The organism is Aeromonas sp. R3-1 (genome assembly GCF_040908345.1).
Classification (GTDB): domain Bacteria; phylum Pseudomonadota; class Gammaproteobacteria; order Enterobacterales; family Aeromonadaceae; genus Aeromonas; species Aeromonas veronii.
This window is the reverse complement of the sequence record NZ_JBFODN010000209.1, coordinates 1-24586: the sequence shown is the minus strand read 5'-3', so window position 1 is coordinate 24586 and position 24586 is coordinate 1. Positions and strand designations below refer to the sequence as shown.

Genomic DNA, 24586 nt, shown 5'->3' with positions numbered 1-24586 from the left:
CACCACGATGAGCGAGCTGAGCGACATGCCAGCCGCCGCCAGATAGGGGGGGAGCCAGCCGCAGGCCGCCAACGGCAACACCAGCAGGTTGTAACCGATGGACCAGGCGAAGTTCTCGATGATGATCTTGCGGGTACGCATTGCCAGCACTCTGGCTTCGAGCAGTCGGCTCAAGTCATCGGCCAGCAAGATGGCATCGGCGCTGTTTTTCGCCAGATCGGTGCCACCGGCCATGGCAAACGAGGCGTGAGCTCCGGCCAGTACCGGGGCGTCGTTGATGCCATCGCCCACCATGATGCTGATATCCCCTTGGGTTTCCCGGGCCTTGAGGTAGGCCAGCTTGCCATCGGGTGAGACCCCCTTGACCAGCTCATCCACCTCCAGCTCGCGGGCAATTTCGTCTGCCTGCAAAGAGCTGTCGCCTGTGAGCACGGTAGTTTGCAGACCGGCAGCCTTGAATGCCGCGATCAGCGCCCTGGCATCGGGGCGCAGGGTATCTTCCAGATTGAAGCGGGCCAAGACCTGCTGCTCGTCGGCCAGATAGATAGCCAGACCGCGGCCGCGTTCTTGCGCCGGATCCAGCCCAAGCCAGCGGGCACTGCCGATGCGGTAGCGTACGCCATCCACCAGCGCCGTGATGCCGTGACCGATGACCGGGGTGATCTCGCGAGCGGATGGCAACACGGCGATGCTGTCGGCAGGCAGCCGGAAGGCGCGAGCTATGGGGTGCTCGGATTGCGCCTCCATGGCCCGGGCGATGGCGAGGCAGTGCGTCTCGTCCATCTCTGCCAAGGTGGTGGTGCCTGTCAGACTGATCTCACCTGTGGTCAGGGTGCCAGTCTTGTCCATCACGATCCGGTTTGCCTTGGTCAGCACGTCCAGCACATGACCGCGGCGCAGCAGAATGCCGTTGCGGGTCAGATTGGCGGTGGCCGAGGTTAGCGCCGTCGGGGTGGCCAGCGACAGGGCACAGGGGCAAGTGGCCACCAGCACGGCGAGGGTGACCCAGAACGCCTGATCCGGTTGATGGAAGTGCCAGAAGGTCCAGACCGCAGCGGCAATGATCAGCAGCACCAGAATAAAGTGGCGCGACAGCTGATCCGCCATCTGGGCGATGGCCGGTTTGTCATCGAGGGCGTGATCCTGCAGCCGCATGATCTGGGCGATCCGAGACTCTTCGATACGGTGGCTGACCCGGATCTGCAGCGGGGCATCCGTGTTGATGGTGCCGGCATAGACCTGATCGCCGGGCTGTTTGAGCAGGGGCAGCTGTTCACCGGTCAGCATGGATTCGTTGAGGCTGGCTTGCCCTTCGACAATGATGCCGTCAGCTGGCAAGGTGGCGCCGGCCAGCACCCGTACCCGATCGCCGACCTGCAAGGTCTTGGCCGCTACCTCATGCTCCCCTTCATCATCGATGCGGGTCGCCATGATGGGCACCAGTCTGGCCAGGTTGGAGCTCGATTCCGACGCCTTGCGCCGGGCCCGCAACTCGAGAAAGCGCCCCAGCAGCAGGAAGAATACGAACATGGTGATGGAGTCGTAATAGACCTCACCGGTATTGAACACTGTGGCCCACATGGAGGCGATAAAAGCCCCAATCAGCGCCAGCGACACCGACACATCCATCGACAGGTGACCCTGTTTCAGACTGCGCCATGCACCCACGTAAAAGGGTTGGGCCGAGTAGATCATGATGGGGGTGGAGAGCAGCAGGCTTATCCACTTGAAGTAGACCATGAACTCATCTTCAACGCTGATGAAGAGATCCATATAGAGGGCCACGGCGCACATCATCACCTGCATCGAGCCAAGCCCTGCCAGTGCCAGCCGGAACATATAGCTGCGCACCTCTTTGGCGTAGAGCGCCTCTTGTTGATGGGTCTGGAACGGGTAGGCGCGATAGCCGATCTGGGCGAATCCCTTGAGAATGTCACTCAGGGATAGCTGGTCCGGATCCCATTTGATGCGAGCCCGGCGGGTGGTGGTGTTGACGTTGATGTAGCGCAGGCCGCCAAGGGTCATCAGGTGGCGTTCGATAAGCCAGGCACAGGCGGCGCAGGTGAGCCCTTCTACTGTCAGCTGGATTTCGCGAAGGGTACCGTTGTCGGTGACAAACTCCTGTTGCACTTCTGCCAGATCGTAGTGGGTGAGGGCGGCCAGCTCCTCGGGCACCAGATCCCCCTTGGTACCGGGGGCGGTGCGGTGATCGTAGTAACTGGCGAGGCCGCACTCCATGATGGTTTCTGCCACCGCCTGACAACCGGGGCAGCACATGGGGCGAACAATCCCCTTTATCTCGAGGGCATAGCCACTATTGGCGGGTACCGGCTCGCCACAGTGAAAACAGGGGGTCATGATTGATGCCCCCCTGAATGCAGAATGCAAGCAGCAGGGGCGGTGGCGAACACCGGCTCGCCACAGTGAGAACAGCCGGTCATGGCTTAGCGTCCTTTCGGGTCGAGTTCGACAGGGGCCAGGGTGGGCAGCTGGACGGTCTCTTGCAATCGCCACTGGTGATCAAAGGCATCGACGCGAATGTGCCACTTGCCGACCAGCGGCTTGTCGAAATGGAGGCGATAGGTGCCGCTCGCATCGGCGGTGATCATGTGTTCGCTGTCCTGACCGGCCAAGGTCGGGTGGAACAATGAGAGATAGAGAGCTTGCCCGGCAGGAATATCGCCGCTGATGGGTTTGAGGGTCAGCTCGTTGCCGTCAACCTCCAGTCCAAAGCGGATATTGAGCGCTTCGGAGCGGTCAAACTTGCTCAAGTCCTGATTGATCTCTTTCCCTTGTTTGTAATAGTCCTCGGCCACCAGATTGACCCCATCCTTGCTGGCGATGATGGCGGTGGCGATACTGCCGACAACGGCGGCAGTGGGGAGGGCGATGATAAACCAGGGCCAGAATTGGCGATACCACGGTTTGGATAGAGGTTGGGTCATGATTGCTACTGCCATGAAACGAATGATTAACGTGGAAGATGGTTTTTACGCAACACAAGATAACAAAAAGCCTCGAGGAGTCGAGGCTTTTTGCTGTGTAATCACGTGTTTATCACATGTTACAACGTTACGGGCGAACCTTATTTGGCAGACTGTTGATGAGACAGGCTGTAAACGTAGGAGGCCAGCAGGTGAACCTTGTCCTCACCCAGAATGTCTTTCCAGGCTGGCATCACGCCGTGACGACCGTGGGTGATGGTTTGCACTACCACTTCGCGGGAGCCACCGTAGAGCCAGGTGTTGTTGGTCAGGTCTGGCGCACCGACGGCAATACCGCCCTTGGCATCGGCCCCGTGGCAGGCAGCGCAGATGGCAAAGCGTGCTTCACCTTTCTTCGCTTCCACCAGGTCGACCTTGCGACCGGAGAGGCTCAGCACATAGGAGGCCACTTCCTGAACGCCATCTTTGCCGAGAATTTCACCCCAGGCAGCCATGATCCCCTGACGACCGCCCATGATGGTGGTCTTGATTTGATCAGGCTGGCCGCCCCATTGCCATTCGCTGTCGGTCAGGTTCGGGAAGCCGCGGCCACCACGGGCATCGGAGCCGTGGCACTGGGAGCAGTTCTGCAGGAACAGACGCTGACCCACTTTCAGGGCTTCCGGATCCTTGGCGATCTCGGTGATGGCACGATAGGTTTTGCCATCCGCTTCATAGGTGAGTTCACGGAACTTGGCGCCGTAGATCTCGTCAGCATTGGCGACCTCACGGTCATACTCCACCGCGCGACCTTCGGCCTTGGCCGATTCGGTTGCAGCCTTGGACTCGGCCAGCGAGCGCACGTCCTGGTTGGAACTTTGCCAGCCCAACAGGCCTTTGAAGTTGCCAAGCCCCGGGAAGGCGATCAGATAGACCAGACCGGTGACGATGAAGAAGAGGAACATGTAAGTCCACCACTTCGGCAGCGGGTTGTTGATCTCCTCGATGCCATCGAAGGAGTGACCCATCGATTTGCCTTCTTCAACACCCATCTTGTCCTTGCGGCACCACATCAGCAGCAAGAAGCAGCCGAGGATGGTTCCCAGACTGATGACAGTCACAAAAATGCTAAACAGAGTGCTCATTATTGTTTCGCTCCTGCGTTCTTTTTATCAGCACCGGGTTGCTCATCATCGGCAAAAACCAGATTGGCAGCCTCGTCGAAAGAGGTCTTGCGGCGTTTGCTGTAGGCCCAGACGATGATGCCAATCATGATGGCCATCAACAGCAGGGTATACAGACCGCGAAATGTGCCGTAGTCCATCTTCGCCTCCTTATTTCAGGGCATGACCCAGTGATTGCAGATAGGCCACCAGCGCATCCAGCTCGGTTTTGCCCTTGACGGCTTCGCCCGCACCCTGAATATCGGCGTCGGTATAGGGCACACCGAAGTGATCGCGGAACAGCGCCAGTTTTTTGCCGGTCATCTCGCCAGTCAGCACATTGGTATCAAGCCAGGGATAGGCGGGCATGTTGGATTCCGGTACCACATCGCGCGGGTTGATCAGGTGAACCTTGTGCCACTCGTCGGAGTAGCGGCCACCGACACGGGCCAGATCCGGACCTGTACGCTTGGAACCCCACAGGAATGGGTGCTCCCAGACGCTCTCACCTGCGACCGAGTAGTGACCGTAACGCTCGGTTTCGGCACGGAACGGACGGATCATCTGGCTGTGGCAGTTGGTGCAGCCTTCGCGAATGAAGATGTCGCGCCCTTCCATCTGCAGAGCGGTGTAGGGCTTGAGGCCCTCCACCGGCTCGGTGGTCTGCTTCTGGAAGAACAGCGGAGTGATTTCAACCAGGCCCCCCAGACTGATGGCGAAGATGATGCCGACCACCAGCATGGGAACGCTTTTTTCAAATATTTCGTGACGGTTATTGTTGCTCATGGGTTGACCTCTTCAATCATGCTGGCTGGGCGACAGGTTCCAGAGAACCTTTGGGCGCAGTGATGGTGCGATAGGCGTTGTAAGCCATCAGCAACATGCCGGTGACGAAGAAGCAGCCACCCAGGAAGCGCACGAAATAGAAGGGATAGGATGCCTGCAGCGCTTCAACGAAGCTGTAGGTCAGGGTGCCGTCTTCGTTGACTGCACGCCACATCAGGCCCTGCATCACGCCGGAAATCCACATGGCAACGATGTAGAGCACGGTGCCCACGGTCGCCAGCCAGAAGTGAACGTTGATCAGCTTGACGCTGTACATCCGGCCCTGGCCAAACAGGTTCGGGATCAGGTGATAAACCGCACCGATGGAGACCATGGCAACCCAGCCCAGCGCACCGGAGTGAACGTGACCAACGGTCCAGTCGGTGTAGTGGGAGAGGGCGTTGACGGTTTTGATCGCCATCATCGGGCCTTCGAAGGTCGACATGCCGTAGAAAGAGAGGGAGACGATCAGGAAGCGCAGGATGGGGTCATAACGCAGTTTGTGCCAGGCACCGGAGAGGGTCATGATGCCGTTGATCATACCGCCCCATGAGGGGACGAACAGGATCAGGGACATCACCATCCCCAGTGACTGAGCCCAGTCAGGCAGTGCGGTGTAGTGCAGGTGGTGCGGACCGGCCCAGATATAGAGGGAGATCAGCGCCCAGAAGTGGACGATGGAGAGGCGATAGGAGTAAACCGGGCGACCGGCCTGCTTGGGCACGAAGTAGTACATCATCCCCAGGAAGCCAGCGGTCAGCAGGAAGCCTACCGCGTTGTGGCCATACCACCACTGCACCATGGCGTCCATGGCGCCGGAGTACATGGAGTAGGACTTCATGCCGGAGAGCGGCACTTCCATGTTGTTGACAATGTGCAGCACCGCAACGGTGATGATGAAGGCGCCGAAGAACCAGTTGGCCACATAGATGTGGGAGGTGGTGCGCTTCATCAGGGTGCCGAAGAAGACGATGGCATAGGCGACCCATACCACAGTGATGGCGATATCAATCGGCCACTCCAGCTCGGCATACTCTTTGGCGGAGGTGTAACCCAGCGGCAGAGAGATAGCGGCAGAGAGGATGATAGCTTGCCAGCCCCAGAAGACGAAGGTTGCCAGCGGGCCACCGAACAGCCTTGTTTGACAGGTGCGCTGCACCACGTAGAAGGAGGTGGCCATCAGTGCACTGACGCCGAAGGCGAAGATCACTGCGTTGGTATGGAGGGGCCGCAGACGACTGTAAGTCAGCCACGGGGTCTCGAAGTTGAGGGCAGGCCAGATCAACTGGGCTGCGATCAGTACGCCAACCGACATGCCGACAATTCCCCAGACAATCGTCATGACGGTAAACTGGCGAACAACGGTGTAGTTGTACTCAGGATGGTTAGTTGTATGGCTCATCGTTATATTCCGCTTCCGATGCTGCTGTTGTTTGGTTTTGTATCCGGAGAACCGGACTGGCTTCATCAGCCACCGCCGACCAGTTGTTAACATCTGTTAACGAAAGGAAAAGCAAAAGATGGCTAAATGAAAACTGCATGGGAATGATACTGAAGTGACAGGTAAAATAACAGTATAAACAGTGATATATTTGGCTCCGTCCGGTCTCGATATGGCAGTTTTTTACCTTGTTCGAGATCACAAAAAACTATTTTAATTGCATCTTAATCGGGCTGTTTTTGATGAAAGAGAGACTTACCGCACGTAAAGTTTTGCACCTCGTACTGGTATTGGCGCTGTTATTGGCGCTGATGGCCTATCGCACCTGGTTTTCGGCCGATAACAGCGTCTCTGCTGACCAGAAAAAAGATCAGATTTGTGATCTTTCCCACACACCTTGCAGCGCGCTGATTGGTGACAAGTCGCTGACGGTCGCCATCAAGGAATTACCGCTGCGCGCTGAACATGACTTTGCCATCGCTATTACCGGCGGCGATCCGGCCATCAAACCGGTGAAAGCGACACTCGAAGGCAAAGATATGTTTATGGGCACCATTCCGGTTAGCTTTGAAGAAATAGATGGACAGTGGCAGGGGGTAACCCAGGTGGGGAGCTGTACATCACCCGTCATGGTCTGGTTGTTAAATATCGAGTGGAGTAATGGTCAACGCCAGCAATTGGCGCTTTCCGTTGCTCGGGAATAACGGCGCAAGAGGTGGGGAGTGGAAAAAATATTTGAAATTTCCCGGCCAGGCGTTACCTTCCCCAAACCATCAGGGAGTGAAGTTCATTTAATCATGATTGAAAAACAACCGTTTTATCGCACCCTCAACCAGCAGGCCAAGGCGCTGCTGGAGGGGGAAACCGATCTGATTGCCAATCTGGCCAACCTCTCCGCACTGCTTAATCAGGAGCTGGAGGAGATCAACTGGGTCGGTTTTTATCTGTTGCAGGGCGAGACCCTGGTATTGGGGCCATTTCAGGGCAAACCGGCCTGCGTGCGGATCCCGGTCGGCCGTGGGGTGTGTGGTACGGCAGTGGCAGAGGGGAGAACCCAGCTCATTGACGATGTCCACCAGTTCGACGGTCACATCGCTTGTGATGGCGCGAGCAACTCGGAAATCGTGATCCCGGTGCGCCGTGGTGGCGAGATCATCGGGGTGCTCGATATCGATAGTCCGATTTTTAACCGTTTCGACCAGCAAGACCGGATTGGCCTCGAAGAAACGGTGCAAATTTTGGAAAGCATGCTCTAAGTCATTGCTAGATGGTTCGCAAAAGGCCCCAAGCTCTCTATAATGGGGCCTTTGTTGTGCTCGGGACGTGCCCGTGCGTTTATATGAAAGCCAAGGTTATACATGGAAAACACTGAGAAGCTGAAGAACAGTAAAGAGATCGTTGCCTACCTGGTCGAGAAATTCCCGGCCTGCTTCGTTGCTGAAGGAGAGGCCAAGCCGCTCAAGATTGGCATCTTCCAGGATTTGGCCGAGCGTCTTGCTGACGATGCCAGAGTCTCCAAGACCATGCTGCGTTCCGCACTGCGTCAATACACCTCCAGCTGGCGCTACCTGCACGGTCTCAAAGCTGGTCAGGCTCGCGTTGATCTGGATGGCAACCCGGGCGAGCTGCTGACCGAAGAGCACATCGAGCACGCCAAGCAAGCTCTGAAAGAGAGCAAAGAGCGCGTATTCGCCAGCCGTCGTACCAATACCAAAGAGAAGGATGAGAAGGCTAAGAAGCCTCGTCGTCCTGCTGTGCGCAAAACCGAGAAAGCTGATGTAGCTGCCAAGCCGAAAGCTGCCGCCAAGGCACCGGTCGCTGACGCTCCGCTGGTTAAAGTGGATGCCGCTACGCTGAAAGTGGGCCAGGATGTGCGCGTCGTTATGGGTAAATTCCCGGTTCCGGCAACCATCAAGGAAGTAACCAAGGACGATGTTCAGGTCCAACTGCAGACCGGCATGATGGTGCGGGTCAAATCAGAGCACTTGGTTCTCTAAGGAGACAAATGTTGAAGCATGGCGTAATTCGTTTTTCCCTCGTTGCCTGTAGCCTGGCGCTTGCCGGGCTTGCACAGGCCATCGAGCCGGTGCTCAAGGAGAGTGATTTGCCTGTGTTGGCTCAAGAGAGCCAACATGCTACGGCCAGCAAGCGAATTACCAATCTGTTTACCCGCTCGCACTACAAACAGTTCAAGCTGGACGATGCCTTTTCCTCCGTGATTTTCGATAAATATCTGGAGAATCTGGACTACAGCCGCAACCTGTTTTTGGCCTCTGATATCAGCCGTTTTGAAAAGTACCGTAACGGTTTTGACACCGACCTCGAAAGAGGCCGTCTGGCTCCCGCCTACGAGATGTTCAACCTGAGTCAGCAGCGGCGTTATGAGCGGTTCGAATACGCCCTCAAACTGCTTGATACTCCTTTCGATTTTACCCAGACCGACAACTATGTGTTTGATCGGGAAGGGGCGGCTTGGCCCAAAGATGAAGCAGAGCTCAACGAGCTGTGGCGTCAGCGGGTCAAGTTCGATGCCCTGAGTCTCAAGCTCAGTGGCAAGGAGTGGCCCGAGATCAAAGAGCTGCTTGGCAAGCGTTACAACAACGCCATCAAGCGGATGTCCCAGACCGAGAGCGAAGATGTCTTCCAGCTCTTCATGAACTCCTTCGCTCGTGCCATCGAACCGCACACCAGTTACCTCTCACCGCGCAGTGCCGATCGTTTCAACACCGAGATGAACCTCTCGCTGGAGGGGATTGGTGCCGTGTTGCAGGCGGAAGATGACTTTACCGTCATCCGTTCTCTGGTGCCTGGTGGCCCTGCTGCCAAATCCAACCACCTCAAACCCGATGACAAGATCACCGGGGTGGGGCAGGAAGATGGCAAGATTGTCGATGTGATCGGCTGGCGTCTTGATGACGTGGTCGAGCTCATCAAGGGGCCCAAGGGGAGCAAGGTCAAGCTGGAGATCCAGCGTGGCAAGGGCGCAACTGCCAAGACCGAGCAGATCGAGCTGACCCGCGACAAGGTGCGCCTTGAAGATCGGGCTGCCAAGTCCAAGGTGATTAACGCCGAAGGCAAGAAGATTGGTGTCATCGAGATCCCGAGTTTCTACGTCAATCTGCACGATGACGTGATCAAGGAGCTCTCCAGTCTCAACAAGAAGAAGATCGATGGTCTGATCATCGATCTGCGCGGTAACGGCGGTGGCGCCCTGACCGAAGCCTCCGCCCTGAGCGGTCTCTTCTTTGCCAGCGGTCCCGTGGTGCAAATTCGTGATCACATGGGCCGTATCACGGTCAATGGCGATGACGATGGCAACGTCTATTACGGTGGCCCGATGTCGGTGATGATCGACCGCTACAGTGCCTCGGCCTCCGAGATCTTCGCTGCCGCCATGCAGGATTATGGCCGCGCGTTGATTCTGGGTGAAAACTCGTTCGGCAAGGGGACGGTGCAGCAGCATCGCAGTCTCGCCAAGGTCTATGACTTCTACGAGCAGCCGCTCGGTCACGTGCAGTACACCATCGCCAAGTTCTACCGGATCGACGGTGGCAGCACCCAGAACAAGGGCGTTGCGCCGGATATCAGCTTCCCGACACCGGTTGCTCCGGAAGAGACGGGCGAAAGCCGTGAGTTCAATGCGTTGCCGTGGGACAAGATTGCCTCCGCCAACTACGAGAAACTCGGCAACTTCGCCAGCGTACTGCCCAAGTTGCAGGCGGCGCACGATGCCCGGATCGCCAAGGATCCCGAGTTTGCCTATGTGATGCAGGACATCGCCGACTACAAGGAGGAGAAAGACAAGAAGTCGGTCTCCCTCAACGAGGCGGAGCGTGTTGCAGAGCAGGCGAAACAGGATGAGAAAGCGCTCAAACGTACCAACGAGCGTCTGGCACGTCTTGGCAAGCCGGCGGTGAAGAGTCTGGATGAGCTGCCCGCTGATTTTGAAGCGCCGGATGAGTATCTCATCGAAGCGGCCAATATCACGGCAGATCTGGCCAAGGTCAGCAAACGCAGCTGACAAAGCGACCTCCAATGCACAAGGGCGACTGCGGTCGCCCTTTCTTTTTGTCTGGTGTATCTGACGTAATGCAAATTGTTTGACCCCGCCAGTTGGTTGTGACAGCCTCTTTCTCGCCTTTAACAAGCGTGGAAGCAGACAATAATGACCGATCACTCCCAGGCCATGACGGCCAAATATCGCCAGGATTATCAGGCGCCGCTCTACTGGATCGACACCATCGACCTCGATTTCCAACTGCAGGAGCCGCTGACCCAGGTCACCGCCATCACCCGCATTCGTCGCAACGGTGAGCACAATGCGCCGCTGATCCTCGATGGTGAACAGCTGACTCTCAAGAGCGTTGCCATTGATGGCATTCCCTGTGACCACTACGAGCAAGGCGAGAGCAGTCTGACCCTGTTCAACCTGCCGGCCGAATGTGTGCTGACCATTGTCACCCTGTTGGATCCGGCCGCCAACACCGCGCTGGAAGGGCTTTACAAGTCTGGCGATGCCTACTGCACCCAGTGTGAAGCTGAGGGCTTTCGCCGCATCACCTATTATCTGGACCGCCCCGACATTCTGGCGCGTTACAGCACCCGCATTACCGCCAACAAAGCTCAGTTCCCCTTCCTGCTCTCCAATGGCAACAAGGTTGACAGCGGTGATCTGGATGGCGGCCGTCACTTCGTGCAGTGGCAGGATCCTTTCCCCAAACCGAGCTACCTGTTTGCGCTGGTGGCCGGTGATTTCGATGTGGAGCGCAGCCACTACACCACCAAGAGCGGCCGCAAGGTTGCCCTCGAGATCTTCGTCGACAAGGGCAACCTCGATCGCGCCGGTTTTGCCATGGAGAGCCTCATCAACTCCATGCGTTGGGATGAGCAGCGTTTCGGCCTTGAGTATGATCTCGACATCTACATGATCGTCGCGGTGGACTTCTTCAACATGGGCGCCATGGAGAACAAAGGGCTCAACATCTTCAACTCCAAGTTCGTGCTGGCCAATCCGGCCACCGCTACCGATGGCGACTACCACGGTATCGAACGGGTGATCGGTCACGAATATTTCCACAACTGGACCGGCAACCGCGTCACCTGTCGTGACTGGTTCCAGCTCAGCCTGAAAGAGGGGCTGACGGTATTCCGGGATCAGGAGTTCTCCTCCGATCTGGGCTCCCGTGGCGTCAACCGCATCAACAACGTGCGTACCGTCCGCGGCCCGCAGTTTGCCGAAGATGCCGGCCCCATGGCACACCCGATCCGCCCGGATGTGGTGATCGAGATGAACAACTTCTACACCCTCACCGTCTACGAGAAAGGGTCGGAAGTGATCCGCATGATGCACACCCTGCTGGGGGAAGAAGCCTTCCAGGCTGGTATGCGTCTCTACTTCGAGCGTCACGATGGCTCGGCCGCTACTTGTGATGATTTCGTGCAAGCGATGGAGGATGCTTCCGGTGTGGATCTCGGTCGTTTCCGCCGCTGGTACAGCCAGTCCGGCACCCCCGAGCTTACCGTTACCGACGAGTATGATGCCGCCAGCGGCATCTATCGCCTCCATGTGAGCCAGCACACCCCGCCGACTCAGGATCAACCGCAAAAGCTGCCGCTGCATATCCCTCTCGACATCGAGCTTTATGACGAGCAGGGTGCCGTCATCCCGTTGCAGTATCAGGGAAAGGCCATCGGCAACGTGCTCGACGTGCTGGAAGCGGAGCAGACCTTCGAATTCGATCGGGTGCCGGTCAAGCCGGTTCCTTCTCTGCTTCGGGACTTCTCCGCGCCGGTCAAGCTGCACTATGACTACAGCGACGAAGCGCTCGCCTTCCTGATGCGCTTTGCTCGCAACGAGTTTGCCCGCTGGGATGCGGCCCAGATGCTGATCAACAAAGCGGTCATTGACGGGGTGGCACGGGTCCAGCATGGGCAGGGGGTTGAGCTCTCCCAAACCCTGCTGGCCGCCTTCGTCGCCATTCTGGACGACAGCGATCTCGATTTGGCCCTCAAGGCGGAGATCCTGGCGCTGCCCGGTGAGGCGACCCTGGCCGAGCTGTTCGAGGTGGCCGATATCGATGCCATCCATCAGGTGCGCGGCGCGATCCATACCCGTCTTGCCGAGGCCTTTGGCGCGCGCTTGGCGGTGACCTATCAGAGTCTGCGTCTGAACGGTTATCAGGTGGTGCATGCCGACATGGCCAAGCGGGCCCTCAAAGGGGTGGTGCTCGGCTATCTGGCGGCACTGGATGCGGAGCATGCCGATGCGCTGGTGCGCGAGCAGTATGCAACTGCCGACAACATGACCGACACCCTGGCGGCGTTGCAGGTGGCCAACGGCTATCTGTTGCCATGCCGCGCCGCGCTGCTGGCCGATTTCGAGGGCAAGTGGGCCAAGGATGGACTGGTGCTGGACAACTGGCTGCGGCTGATTGGCAGCAAACCGGCTGCCGATGTGCTGAGTGAAGTGAAACAGGCGATGAGTCACCCCACTTTCAGCATTCGCAATCCGAACCGGCTGCGAGCACTGATCGGCAGCTTCGCCATGAGCAATCAGGTGCAGTTCCATGCGGTGGATGGCAGCGGTTACCGCTTCCTGACCGATCTGCTGATCGAGCTCAACGAGGTCAATCCGCAGGTGGCCTCCCGCCTTATCACTCCGCTTATCCAGTTCAAGCGATTGGATGAGGCGCGCAAGGCCCTGATCCGCGCCGAGCTGACCCGTCTTGCCAACCTTGAGGGGCTGGCACGGGATCTGTTCGAGAAGGTCAGCAAGGCGCTGCAGCAGTAAGTATCGACGGGGCAGGGGCGTGAATGCGCCTGCCCCTATTGTGTGATTTGTCGTGTGATCAGGAGCAAGCGTGAAGCAGTTTACTTTTCGGCTCTCATTGAATAGCGATGAGGTGATGCTGATGTATCAGGGCCATGCCAAACGGCTGGTGGTGCGCAGCGAACAGGGATTGACCCTGGAGCTTGGCATAGAAAAAATACGCCCCTTTGTCGCCATCAATGGTGTGCATGGCTATTTTCGGCTGAAAACCCAGGACGATTACCGCTTTATCAGCCTCGAACGCATAAATTAACAAAAATCGAACAGATTACCGACTGTTTATCTGCTTTGCGTCACTATCTATCCGGTAAACTGGCACAAAGGTAGTGGGAATTTCTGTATTTTTGGTTATTTACAAAATTTCTCACAGTTTAAGCCGTGATCTGCACCTTGTTTTTAACATCTCGTTAGCACCTTTCCTCGCCTTCCCTTATCCAAGCCATTACACTTCGCAACAACTCTGCACCAGCGGGTAACCAGGGTGGTTGCCTCTGCGTCGGTGGTTAATGTCGTCCGATAAGGAATATAAAAATGGCATTGAAAGACGCCCCTACCTCAGTTCTGCTCGAAAACGTTCTCAGTCTGATCCATCAGAAGTTGCCCAAAAACAGTGCCTCTCTGGTCGAGCGCTTCGTTGCCAAGTTCTACGGCAACATGGCGAGCTCCGACCTGCACGATCGCAATGACAGCGATCTCTATGGCGCGGCCCTGAGTCTGTGGAATGCCCTCAATCAGCGCAGCGGTACCGATCCCTACATCCGGGTCTACAATCCCGAGCTGACCCGTCACGGCTGGCAATCGCCCCATACCATCGTCGAGGTGATCCTGCAGGACTCCCCCTTCCTGGTGGACTCCATCCGAATGGCGCTTAAACGGCTCAATATCACCGCCCACATGATGCTGCACCAACCGCTGCACCTCATTCGCGGTTCGGATGGCAAGATTGACGCCATTCTGGAGCTAGACAACACCGACGGGCAGACCTCGGTTGAAACGGCATTCCTTATCGAGATCGATCACCTCACCAGCGAGGAGCAGATGGCCGCGCTGGCTGCCGAGCTCAACTCGGTGGCTGGTGAAGTGGCGCTGGCAGTCGGCGACTGGCAGCCCATGCTGGCCAAGCTCAATGAGATCATTGACGAACTGCCCAAGCGCAAGCACCCGGTCAGCAAGGAGGAGGTGGCCTCCTGCGTTGCTTTCCTTAAATGGGTGGCTGCTCACAACTTCACCCTGATGGGGTATCGCCGTTACGACGTCAAGGCGGTGGAGGGGGATCACGAGATCCTGCCGCAGGCGAGCTCCAGTCTGGGTCTGATGAAGAACTCCATCAAGGAGGTAGGCCAGCGTCTTGGCAACATGCCGGCCAGTGCCCGCCACGCCGCCCTGAGTTCTGACCTGCTGATCCTCACCAAATCCAACAGCAAGTCCCGGGTGCACCGTCCGGCTTATGTGGATTACATCGGCATCAAGCGCTTTGACGAGCATGGCAAGGTGATCGGGGAAGATCGCTTCATAGGTCTTTACGCCTCTTCCATCTACAACACCAGCGCGACCCAGATCCCGCTCATCAGCCATCGTCTCGAACGCATCATGGCTGCCTCCGGTCACGAGAAGGGCTCCCACGCCTACAAGGCGCTGCTCAACGTATTGGAAACCTATCCTCGCGATGAGCTGATCCAGGCCCGCGAAGAGGAGCTGCTGGCTACCGGCCTTGGGGTGCTGGAGATGCAGGAGCGGGACATGCTGCGGCTGTTCGTGCGCCGGGATGTCTATGGTCGCTTCTTCTCCTGCATGGTCTATGTCACCAAGGAGCGCTACAACACGGCGCTGCGGATCAAGACCCAGCAAATATTGCAGAAATATTTTGGCAGCAATGAAGAGGTGGAGTTCAACGTCTACTTCACCGAAGGCGTGCTGGCGCGGACCCACTACATAGTGCGGGTCAACAACAACAACGTGGATGTGGATGTGAACGAAGTACAGAACAACCTGATTGAAGCGGCCCGCAGCTGGGACGACAGACTCGACTCCGTGCTGCTTTCCCACTATGGCGAGGCCCGTGGCAACGAGCTGCGCCGCCGTTTCAGCACCGCCTTCCCTCGCGCTTACAAGGAAGATGTGCTGCCGGGCTCTGCCGTGGCCGACATCATGGCGCTCGATAACCTGAGCGAAGCCGAGCCGCTGGGCATGCTGTTTTACCGCGCGCAGGAGGAGGAGAACGATCGTCGGGTACGGCTCAAGCTGTTCCATCGCACCGAGCCCATTCACCTTTCCGATGTGCTGCCGATGCTGGAGAACATGGGACTGCGGGTGATCGGCGAAACCCCTTATCAGGTACGCACTCCGGCTGGCGATCTGTTCTGGATCCTCGACTTCTCCATGCTGCTGCATGGCGAGCAGCCCTTTGATCTGGCCCAGAGCCAGCAGCGCTTCCAGCAGGCGTTTGCCGCCATCTGGAACAAGCAGCTGGAAGATGACGGCTTCAACCGGCTGGTGCTGGGCGCGGGTCTCACCGGCCGTCAGGTGTCGGTGCTGCGCGCCTATGCCAAATACATGCGCCAGACCGGCGTATCCTTCAGCCAGTCCTATATCGAAGAGACTCTGACCCGTTACCCCGACATCGCCCAGTTGCTGTTTGCTCTGTTCGAACAGCGGCTCGATCCAGCCGGCAAGCAGGACGCCAAGGTGCCATCGCAAGATGCCAAGGCATCCGCCAAGCTGCACGAGGAGCTTGCCGCCAAGCTGGATCAGGTGGCCAACCTGGACGACGATCGCATCATTCGCCGCTATGTGGAGATGATCGACGCTACCCTGCGCACCAACTACTACCAGCTGGACAAGGCGGGTAACATCAAGCCCTACATCTCCTTCAAACTGGCACCGTCCAGCATCACCGACATGCCGCTGCCGTTGCCGAAATTCGAGATCTTCGTTTATTCGCCGCGAGTGGAAGGGGTGCATCTGCGCTGGGGCAAGGTCGCCCGTGGCGGCCTGCGCTGGTCCGATCGAAAAGAGGACTTTCGCACCGAAGTGCTGGGTCTGGTGAAAGCCCAGCAGGTCAAGAACACTGTCATAGTACCGGTGGGGGCCAAGGGCGGTTTCTACTGCAAACAGATGCCGGTGGGGGCGCCCCGCGCCGTCATTCAGGAGGAGGGCAAGGCCTGTTATCGCCTGTTTATCCGCGGCCTGCTCGATGTGACTGACAACATCATCGGCGGCGAGGTGATCCCGCCGAAATCCGTGGTACGCCACGACGAGGATGACTACTACCTGGTGGTCGCTGCCGACAAGGGCACAGCCACCTTCTCCGACATCGCCAACGAGATCAGTCTCGAATACGGTCACTGGCTCGGTGATGCGTTCGCCTCCGGCGGCTCGGTCGGTTACGACCACAAGAAGATGGGCATCACCGCCCGTGGTGCCTGGGAGTCGGTCAAGCGCCACTTCCGCGAGATCGGCGTCAACTGCCAGACCACCGACTTCACTTGCGTGGGGATTGGGGACATGGCGGGCGACGTGTTCGGCAACGGCATGCTGCTCTCCGAGCACACCCGGCTGGTGGGTGCGTTCAACCACATGCACATCTTTGTTGACCCCGCTCCGGATGCGGCCAAGAGTTTTGTCGAGCGCCAGCGCCTGTTCGATCTGCCGGGCTCCAGCTGGGATGACTACAACCGCGAGCTGATATCACAAGGGGGCGGCATCTTCCTGCGCTCTGCCAAATCCATCAAGCTGAGCCCCGAGATGCAGACCCTGCTCGGCACCGACAAGGCCAGCATGGCGCCGAACGAGCTGATCAAGGCGCTGCTCTGCCTTAATGTCGACCTGCTGTGGAACGGCGGCATCGGCACCTATGTGAAGAGCGCTCGCGAGAGCGATGGGGAAGTGGGCGATCGCAGCAACGACGCACTGCGGGTCAATGGCCGCGATCTGCGGGCCCGTATCGTAGGAGAGGGGGGCAACCTTGGCTTTACCCAGCTCGGCCGGGTGGAGTACGCCAGTCAGGGCGGTCGCATCAATACCGATTTTACCGACAACGTGGGTGGGGTGGATTGCTCTGATAACGAGGTGAACATCAAGATCCTGCTCAACCAATTGGTGGCGGCAGGGGATCTGACCCTCAAGCAACGTAACCAGATGCTGTATGAGATGACCGACGACGTGGCGCAGATCGTGATCACCAACGCCTATCGCCAGTCCCAGTCTATCTCGGTCACCAGCTTCCGCGGCTCTGAACAACTGAAAGAGCAGCAGCGCTTTATTCAGGGGCTGGAGCGGGAGGGCAAGCTCGACCGTGCGTTGGAGTTCTTGCCCTCTGACGAGGAGCTCTCCGAGCGGATGGCGGCAGGGCTGGGGCTGACCCGCCCCGAACTGGCGGTGCTGGTGGCTTACGGCAAGATGGTGCTGAAAGAGCAGCTCAACTGCCCGGAAGTGACCGACGAGCCCTTCCTCGCCAACATGCTGGTCACCAGCTTCCCGGCCAAAGTACAGCAGCAGTTTGGTGCCCAGCTGGCCGATCACCCGCTACGCGGCGAGATCATCGCTACCCGGGTGGCCAACATGCTGGTCAATGACATGGGGCTCAACTTCGCCAGCCGAATGAAGGACGAGACCGGTGCCTCGGTGGCGGAAGTGGCCTGCTGCTTCGCCATGGCCCGCGAAGTGTTTGGCATGAACCAGTTGTGGCGCGATATCGAAGGGTGCGACAACCTGGTTGATGCCCAGACTCAGCTCGAGCTGATGTTCTACAGCCGCCGCATTGTGCGCCGAGCCACCCGCTGGTTCCTGCGCGCCCGCAATCGCAGCTGGAGCATCAGCGAGAACATCGCCTTCTTCCGTCCGGCGTTCGAGACCTTAGGGAAGCACCTTTACGAGGTGATGGATGAGAGCGAAGTGGCCGAGCATCGTCAGGCTGTTGCCAAGTGGATGGAGAAACAGGTGCCTGAGGCCATTGCCCGTCAGGTCGCCCATATGAGCAGCCTCTTCTCCAGCCTGGATCTGGCGCAGATTGCCGCGGAGCACAAGACCGATATCCTGCGCGCCGCCAATGTCTACTATCGCCTCGGAGCCAAACTGGATCTGCACTGGTTCCTCGACCAGATCAACCATCAGCCGGTCGGCAACCACTGGCAGGCGATGGCGCGAGCCTCCTTCCGCGAAGATCTTGACTGGCAGCAACGCAGTCTCACTTCTGTGGTGCTGGAAGGGTGCAAAGATCAGGGAGAATGCGCTACCATACTGGCCGACTGGATTTCGGAGCATGAGCAACTCTTGTCCCGTTGGACCCACATGTTGGCCGACTTCAAGACCACCAGCACTCACGAGTTCGCCAAGTTCTCGGTGGCCTTGCGAGAGTTGAACCTGCTCCAGTTGAATTGTCGGGCACTTTAATTGCCAGATTAAGGCATGACACCGACATTACACCCAAAGCCCCGGCCAGTTGCCGGGGCTTTCTTTAAGGAGCAAAGATGTTGTACCCCATCGCCAGGCATTTCCTGTTCAAACTCAATCCGGAACAGGCTCACGATCTCTCCATGAAATATTTGCCCCGCCTTCTCGGTACGCCACTCGATTGTTTCTTCCGCCAGAATTTGCCGAAACGCCCCGTCACTGTCATGGGGCTTTCTTTTGCCAATCCGGTGGGATTGGCGGCCGGTCTGGATAAAGATGGTGAGTGCATTGACGCGCTGGGCGCCATGGGATTTGGCTTTATCGAGGTCGGTACCGTCACCCCCAGACCCCAGAGCGGCAATGACAAGCCGCGCCTGTTCCGGGTTATTCCGGCAGAGGGGATCATCAACCGGATGGGATTCAACAACAAGGGGGTTGATCATCTGGTGGCCAAGGTAAAAGAGGCCAAATATCAGGGGGTCATCGGTATTAATATCGGCAAGAACAAAGACACTCCCATCGAACAGGGCAAGGATGATTACCTGATCTGCATGGACAAGGTTTATGATCATGCTGGTTATATTGCAGTCAATATCTCTTCCCCCAACACCCCGGGGTTGCGTTCGCTGCAATATGGCGAGGCGCTGGATGAATTGCTGGCAGCCCTCAAGGTACGTCAGCAAGAGCTGGCCGCCCAATATAAAAAGTATGTGCCGCTGGCGGTTAAAATTGCCCCGGATTTAAGCCTTGAAGAAATAGATCAGGTGGCCGCGTCGCTGGTGCGTAATGGTATTGATGGGGTTATCGCCACCAATACCACCCTCGAGCGCGAGATGATTTATGACATGCCCCACGCCGGTGAAGCGGGTGGCCTGAGTGGTCGTCCGCTGCAGCATAAGAGTACCGAGGTGATCCGTCATCTGGCCAAGGCGCTCAATGGTGCTCTGCCAATTATCGGTGTGGGTGGTATTGATAGTGCCATGGCCGCCCGTGAAAAATTGGCCGCCGGTGCCAGTCTGGTACAAATTTATAGCGGCTTTATTTATAAAGGGCCGGGGTTGGTCAAAGAGATTGCGACCAATATTTAAGAAATAGATGGCGGAGCCCTTTATTTGACGTTGCTGATTTCCTGCATATGGAATAAAGTCAACTGGTAATTATCAAGTAAGGGCTCCAACATGTTTATCCAACCGACCGATAGCTGGAAATGGCACTATGATGCCCAGAGTGACCGTCTGATGTTGGACCTGTCTGATAACATGTTATTTGCAACCGAGTATAAAGGGCGACAATTGGTGCCCAGCTCATTTGCAACCCAGCCTTTTTGCGTCGATGATGCAGCCCTCTATTATCAGTTGATGGATAAAGCAGCCGAACTTGAGTGGAGTATTCCCCATCAGGTGCAACTGGTGCTTAATGCCATCGCGGTCAGTCGTTTTTATAAACCCCTGATGCCGCAAAGCTGGTTTTTTAGTGAACAGCATCCGCAAGTGATCCCGCAAAACGGTGATCTGGTCTTGATGAATACACCCCATGGCAACGGCGAATTTATGGTCATTGAGGCAGGGGATCAGGCTAGCGTCTGTTTGAACCTCACTGCCGATCTGGTATTGACCACCAGTAAAACCTTGCCGCGTTTTGGGGTGATCAAGGTGATGAATAACCGGATGAAACCGCGTATTACCGTGACCGAGCAATATCGTCAGGTCAGTTGATATCTTTTCATCAATTGTTTTATCTCTGTGATTACACCGCTGCTTGTTTTTACTGTTGTCACCTCAATCGCGCTTCGTTTCTGATACTTCATTGATCCGCGAACATCTTGCCCATTCTAATTGATCTTCATGGTTGTGGCTCGGCCTCTCTTGAGGCTTGTTACATCCACTTGCACCTTGTGTTCTGACCCACGCAGTATCTTGGTATTCCGTGCTGTAAGCACGGTACTTCCCTCTGTTTCGCTCTGCTTGCGTAGTGCCTCCACCTCGCTATCAACACATCACTCACTGCTGCGATTTTCTTCATACGACATTTTATGCTTGAAACGAGAGCTATTCTCACTTACTTTTTGTTATAACATAACAAAATGGAGTTGCCATGAAGCCTCATATTCACCCGGATTATCGTTTGGTGCTGTTCCATGACACGGCGGCAGATGCCTTTTTCCTGGTCGGTTCAACCATCAAGAGCGATCGCCGCTATACGTGGCAAGACGGGAAGGAGTATCCCTATGTGTCGCTCGATGTTTCCAGCCAGTCGCACTCGTTCTATACCGGCAAGCAGAAGCAGGTATCGAGCGAGGGGAGTGTGGCCCGTTTCAACAAGCGCTTTGGCGCATTTTCAAGCAAGAAGGAGTCCTGAATGCAGGTCGTCTGTTCACTCAAATCCGCACGGGCGCGTCATCCCGATTGTCAGTTGGTGCGCCGCCGCGGCAAATTGTTCGTGATTTGCAAAAGCAATCCCCGTTTCAAGGCTCGTATGAAGTGATCCGCTAAATGATGTCTGGCCCCATGATCTCGCCATCGGGTAGTCATGGGGTCTCTTGCCTTTCTCTCTGTCTACCAATCTGTTTCCATCCTGCTGTTTGCGCCGACTTTTGCATGCTCCAGCCCGCCTGATGAGGTATAATGCGGCACTATTTTTATGGGTTCCCCGTGAGCGTGATGAAAGAATTTTTTGCAACCTGCCCCAAGGGGCTGGAAAACCTGTTGGCCGATGAGCTGACCAATATTGGCGCAGAGCTGGTCCGTGAGACCGTGGCTGGCGTCCATTTCAAAGGCGAACTGGCGATTGGCTACAAGGCCTGCCTGTGGAGCCGTTTTGCCTCCCGTATCGTGCTGGTGCTCTCCGAATTCCAGATGAACGATGATCTGGATCTCTATCTGGGCGCCCACACAATCCCCTGGGAAGAGCACTTCTCCGGTACCTCTACCATCGCGGTGGACTTTACCGGTACCAACCCTGCCATTCGCAATACCCAATATGGCGCGCTGAAAATCAAGGATGCCATCGTCGACCGCTTCACCAAGCGCGGTCACGTGCGTCCGGACGTGGACAAAAAGTCGCCGGATATTCGCATCATGGCGCACCTGGGCAAGGGCAAGGCCAATATCACGCTGGACTTGTCAGGCCCGGCACTGCACCAGCGTTTCTATCGTCAGGGAACAGGTGAAGCACCGCTCAAAGAGAACCTGGCCTGCGCCATGATTGCCCGTAGCGGTTGGGCCGGTGAGCCCATGATGGACCCGATGTGCGGTTCCGGTACCTTGCTGATTGAAGCGGCCTTTATCGCCGCCGACATGGCACCGGCGCTGCGTCGCGAGCGCTTCGGTTTCGATCGCTGGCTGCAGCACGATAGCGAGCTGTGGCAGAGTCTGATGATGGAAGCGCAAGTACGTGCCAAACGTGGCATGCAGCGTTGCGAAGTAAAACTGTTTGGTTGCGATGCCGACCAGCGCGTGCTGCTCAAAGCCCGTGATAACGCCAAAGCTGCCGGCGTGGCCCACCTCATCACCTTCAAGCAGGCCGACGTCACCAAGCTGGAAAACCCGCTGCCGATGCCTGCCACTGTTGAAGGGGAAGAAGGTCAAGGGGAGGCCCGCCAGGTCGGTATGCTCATTTCCAACCCGCCTTATGGCGAGCGTCTTGGTGAGTTCCCGGCGCTGCTGGAAGTCCATCAGGCCCTTGGCGATGCCCTGCGTCGCAGCTTCCAGGGTTGGAAAGTCTCCATTCTTTCCGCATCGCCCGAGCTGCTCAGCTGTCTGCGCCTGCGCGCCGACAAGCAATATCGCCTGTTCAACGGCGCCCTCGAGTGTCAGCTGCGCAATTATCAAATCGCACTGGACTCCGTGGCTTCCCAAAAAGAGGTGGCGCAGGACTTTGCCAACCGTCTGCGCAAGAATCTGAAAACCCTCGAGAAATGGGCCAACAAAGAGGGCATCGATTGCTATCGCATCTATGACGCCGACTTGCCGGAATACAACGCCGCCATCGACCGCTATCAGGACTATCTGGTGGTGCAGGAGTATGCCGCGCCCAAGGACATCCCCGCCCAGAAGACCCGTCAGCGTCTGCTCGACATGGTTCAGGCCGCCATCAAGGTGACCGGGATGGATGGCGAGAAGGTGATCCTGAAGGTGCGTGAGCGTCAGGAAGGGAAACAGCAATATCAGAAGCTCTCCGAAGAGCAGCACCGGATGGAAGTGCTGGAGTACGGTGCTCGTCTGTGGGTCAACCTCTACGACTATCTGGATACCGGCCTGTTCCTCGACCATCGTCAGACTCGCCGCATGCTGGGTCAGATGGCCAAGGGCAAGCGCTTCCTGAACCTGTTTGCCTACACCGGCAGTGCCACCGTGCACGCAGGTCTTGGCGGTGCCAGCGAGACCACCACGGTGGACATGTCCCACACCTACCTGAATTGGGCGCAGGACAACATGCGTCTCAACTCGCTGGTGGGCCGTCAGCACAAGTTTGTGCAGGCAGATTGCCTGAAGTGGTTGTCTGAAGCCGATGAGCAGTACGACCTCATCTTCATCGATCCGCCCACCTTCTCCAACTCCAAGCGGATGGACGAGAGCTTCGACGTACAGCGCGATCACCTGCTGCTGATGCAGCACCTGAAGCGCCTGCTGGCGGCGGACGGCACTCTGGTCTTCTCCAACAACAAGCGTCACTTCAAGATGGATCTGGCCGGTCTCGAGGCCACTGGTCTCAAGGCCCAGAACATCACCCAGAAGACGCGACCGAAGGATTTCGAACGTAACCAGCACATCCACAACTGCTGGATCATCACCCATGCGCCGGAGCAAGGCGAGGCGTGATGCTGACCCTGTTTCATACCGACGGTTGCCACCTGTGCGAGCAGGCCTGGGCGCTGGTGGAGGAGGCTGGTCTTGCCACCGCCACCCGCCAGTGCGACATCATGGATGATGAGCAGTGGCTTGCCGCCTTTCGGGTGCGCATTCCGGTACTGCGTGACGAAGCAGGCCGCGAGCTCGGTTGGCCCTTCACACTGGCCGAGCTCAAAAGCTGGGCCGCCCGTCAGGGGTGAGAGTGATTTGACGATAAAACGGGGGCAGACCCAGTCTGCTGCCCGTTTTTTTTCATATGAAATAAGGAACACACATGGCTCTTTTAACATTGCACGGCGCATGTCTGTCGTTCAGTGATTTCCCGCTGCTCGACAATGCCGAATTGACCATCGAGCGGGGCGAGCGCCTCTGTCTGGTTGGCCGCAACGGGGCGGGCAAGTCTACCCTGATGAAGGTCATTGCCAGCGAATTGCCGCTGGACGACGGCCGCCTGGTGCTGCAACAAGATTTGAAAGTGACCCGCCTTGAGCAGGATCCGCCTGCTTCCAGCGAGCTGACGGTGTTTGACTATGCCGCCGAAGGGCTGGCGGGGGTGGGGGAGCTGCTCAAGCAGTACCACCACATCTCCATGGAGCTGGCGAGCGATCCGTCAGATGCCAACATTCGCAAGATGAGCGAGTTGCAAGAGCAGCTCGATTATCAGAACGGCTGGCAGTTCGAGACCCGCATCAGTCAGGTGTTGACCCTGCTGGGGCTGGATCCCGATGTGACCCTCGATAGCCTCTCCGGTGGCTGGCTGCGCAAAGTGGCGCTGGCCCGTGCGCTGGCTTGCGATCCCGACTTGTTGCTGCTCGATGAGCCGACCAACCACCTGGATATCGAAGCCATCAACTGGCTGGAAGATTTCCTCAAGGATTTTCGCGGCGCTATCGTCTTTATCTCTCACGATCGGGAGTTCATCCACAAGCTGGCCACCCGGATCATCGATCTCGATCGCGGCGCCATCACCTCCTGGCCGGGCAACTACGACGAGTACCTGCAGGGGAAAGAGGAGTGGCTGCGGGTCGAAGAGCTGAAAAATGCCGAGTTCGACCGCAAACTGGCCCAGGAAGAGGTGTGGGTGCGTCAGGGTATCAAGGCTCGCCGTACCCGTAACGAAGGTCGGGTGCGCGCCCTTGAGGCAATGCGCATGGAGCGCAGCC

At 57.3% G+C, this 24586-nt stretch carries 20 protein-coding genes; 14 read left to right on the top strand and 6 right to left on the bottom strand.

Annotated elements, in window-relative coordinates:
• From AB5Y85_RS13405 to ccoN, 6 genes are all read right to left on the bottom strand, one after another.
• Positions 1 to 2358 (bottom strand): heavy metal translocating P-type ATPase (locus AB5Y85_RS13405; protein ID WP_368221571.1); only part of this gene is annotated, 2358 nt, incomplete at its 3' end.
• A gap of 86 nt (positions 2359 to 2444) precedes the next feature.
• Complete coding sequence (locus AB5Y85_RS13400) at positions 2445 to 2945, bottom strand: FixH family protein (protein ID WP_005345427.1); 501 nt, start codon at positions 2943 to 2945, stop codon at positions 2445 to 2447.
• Positions 2946 to 3085: 140 nt separating this feature from the next.
• Positions 3086 to 4069, bottom strand: coding sequence for a cytochrome-c oxidase, cbb3-type subunit III (ccoP, locus tag AB5Y85_RS13395; RefSeq protein WP_257686955.1), 984 nt, complete (start codon positions 4067 to 4069; stop codon positions 3086 to 3088).
• Positions 4069 to 4248, bottom strand: a complete 180-nt coding sequence (locus AB5Y85_RS13390) for a CcoQ/FixQ family Cbb3-type cytochrome c oxidase assembly chaperone (RefSeq protein ID WP_005336620.1) — start codon at positions 4246 to 4248, stop codon at positions 4069 to 4071. The genes ccoP and AB5Y85_RS13390 overlap by 1 nt, the downstream gene beginning before the upstream one ends.
• Positions 4249 to 4258: 10 nt before the next feature.
• A complete protein-coding gene (ccoO, locus tag AB5Y85_RS13385; protein ID WP_021230095.1) occupies positions 4259 to 4873 on the bottom strand; it encodes a cytochrome-c oxidase, cbb3-type subunit II in 615 nt (204 codons plus the stop codon).
• Positions 4874 to 4889: 16 nt separating this feature from the next.
• Positions 4890 to 6314: a cytochrome-c oxidase, cbb3-type subunit I gene (gene ccoN / locus AB5Y85_RS13380; protein ID WP_005336616.1), complete on the bottom strand. Its 1425-nt coding sequence runs from the start codon at positions 6312 to 6314 to the stop codon at positions 4890 to 4892.
• A gap of 281 nt (positions 6315 to 6595) precedes the next feature.
• Between ccoN and AB5Y85_RS13375 the strand changes: the two genes are divergently transcribed.
• From AB5Y85_RS13375 to AB5Y85_RS13310, 14 genes are all read left to right on the top strand, one after another.
• Entirely contained in the window at positions 6596 to 7057 is a 462-nt protein-coding gene (locus tag AB5Y85_RS13375) for a hypothetical protein (RefSeq protein ID WP_257686954.1), read from the top strand.
• 93 nt (positions 7058 to 7150) lie between these two features.
• A complete protein-coding gene (locus AB5Y85_RS13370; protein WP_005336610.1) occupies positions 7151 to 7609 on the top strand; it encodes a GAF domain-containing protein in 459 nt (152 codons plus the stop codon).
• Positions 7610 to 7711: 102 nt separating this feature from the next.
• Entirely contained in the window at positions 7712 to 8350 is a 639-nt protein-coding gene (proQ, locus tag AB5Y85_RS13365; RefSeq protein ID WP_005351923.1) for an RNA chaperone ProQ, read from the top strand.
• 8 nt (positions 8351 to 8358) lie between these two features.
• Positions 8359 to 10374: a carboxy terminal-processing peptidase gene (gene prc, locus AB5Y85_RS13360; protein WP_005351922.1), complete on the top strand. Its 2016-nt coding sequence runs from the start codon at positions 8359 to 8361 to the stop codon at positions 10372 to 10374.
• A gap of 144 nt (positions 10375 to 10518) precedes the next feature.
• Positions 10519 to 13143 carry an aminopeptidase N gene (gene pepN / locus AB5Y85_RS13355; protein WP_257686953.1) on the top strand — a complete coding sequence of 875 codons (2625 nt, stop codon included), beginning with the start codon at positions 10519 to 10521 and terminating at the stop codon, positions 13141 to 13143.
• Between the two features lie 70 nt (positions 13144 to 13213).
• Positions 13214 to 13435, top strand: a complete 222-nt coding sequence (locus tag AB5Y85_RS13350) for a DUF2835 domain-containing protein (protein WP_005336606.1) — start codon at positions 13214 to 13216, stop codon at positions 13433 to 13435.
• A 278-nt stretch (positions 13436 to 13713) separates the two neighbouring features.
• Positions 13714 to 18573, top strand: coding sequence for an NAD-glutamate dehydrogenase (locus AB5Y85_RS13345; protein ID WP_257686952.1), 4860 nt, complete (start codon positions 13714 to 13716; stop codon positions 18571 to 18573).
• A 77-nt stretch (positions 18574 to 18650) separates the two neighbouring features.
• Complete coding sequence (gene pyrD / locus AB5Y85_RS13340) at positions 18651 to 19661, top strand: quinone-dependent dihydroorotate dehydrogenase (RefSeq protein WP_257686951.1); 1011 nt, start codon at positions 18651 to 18653, stop codon at positions 19659 to 19661.
• A 90-nt stretch (positions 19662 to 19751) separates the two neighbouring features.
• A complete protein-coding gene (locus AB5Y85_RS13335; RefSeq protein ID WP_257686950.1) occupies positions 19752 to 20288 on the top strand; it encodes a cell division protein ZapC in 537 nt (178 codons plus the stop codon).
• A gap of 379 nt (positions 20289 to 20667) precedes the next feature.
• Entirely contained in the window at positions 20668 to 20931 is a 264-nt protein-coding gene (locus AB5Y85_RS13330) for a type B 50S ribosomal protein L31 (protein WP_005336598.1), read from the top strand.
• Positions 20932 to 21057, top strand: coding sequence for a type B 50S ribosomal protein L36 (gene ykgO, locus AB5Y85_RS13325; RefSeq protein WP_005336596.1), 126 nt, complete (start codon positions 20932 to 20934; stop codon positions 21055 to 21057).
• Positions 21058 to 21197: 140 nt separating this feature from the next.
• On the top strand, positions 21198 to 23393 hold the full coding sequence (rlmKL, locus tag AB5Y85_RS13320; RefSeq protein WP_257686949.1) for a bifunctional 23S rRNA (guanine(2069)-N(7))-methyltransferase RlmK/23S rRNA (guanine(2445)-N(2))-methyltransferase RlmL: 2196 nt from the start codon (positions 21198 to 21200) through the stop codon (positions 23391 to 23393).
• Entirely contained in the window at positions 23393 to 23623 is a 231-nt protein-coding gene (locus AB5Y85_RS13315) for a glutaredoxin family protein (RefSeq protein ID WP_257686948.1), read from the top strand. Before rlmKL ends, AB5Y85_RS13315 begins: the two co-directional genes overlap by 1 nt.
• 74 nt (positions 23624 to 23697) lie before the next feature.
• Positions 23698 to 24586: ATP-binding cassette domain-containing protein (locus tag AB5Y85_RS13310; protein WP_368221566.1), on the top strand; the 889-nt coding region annotated here is incomplete at its 3' end.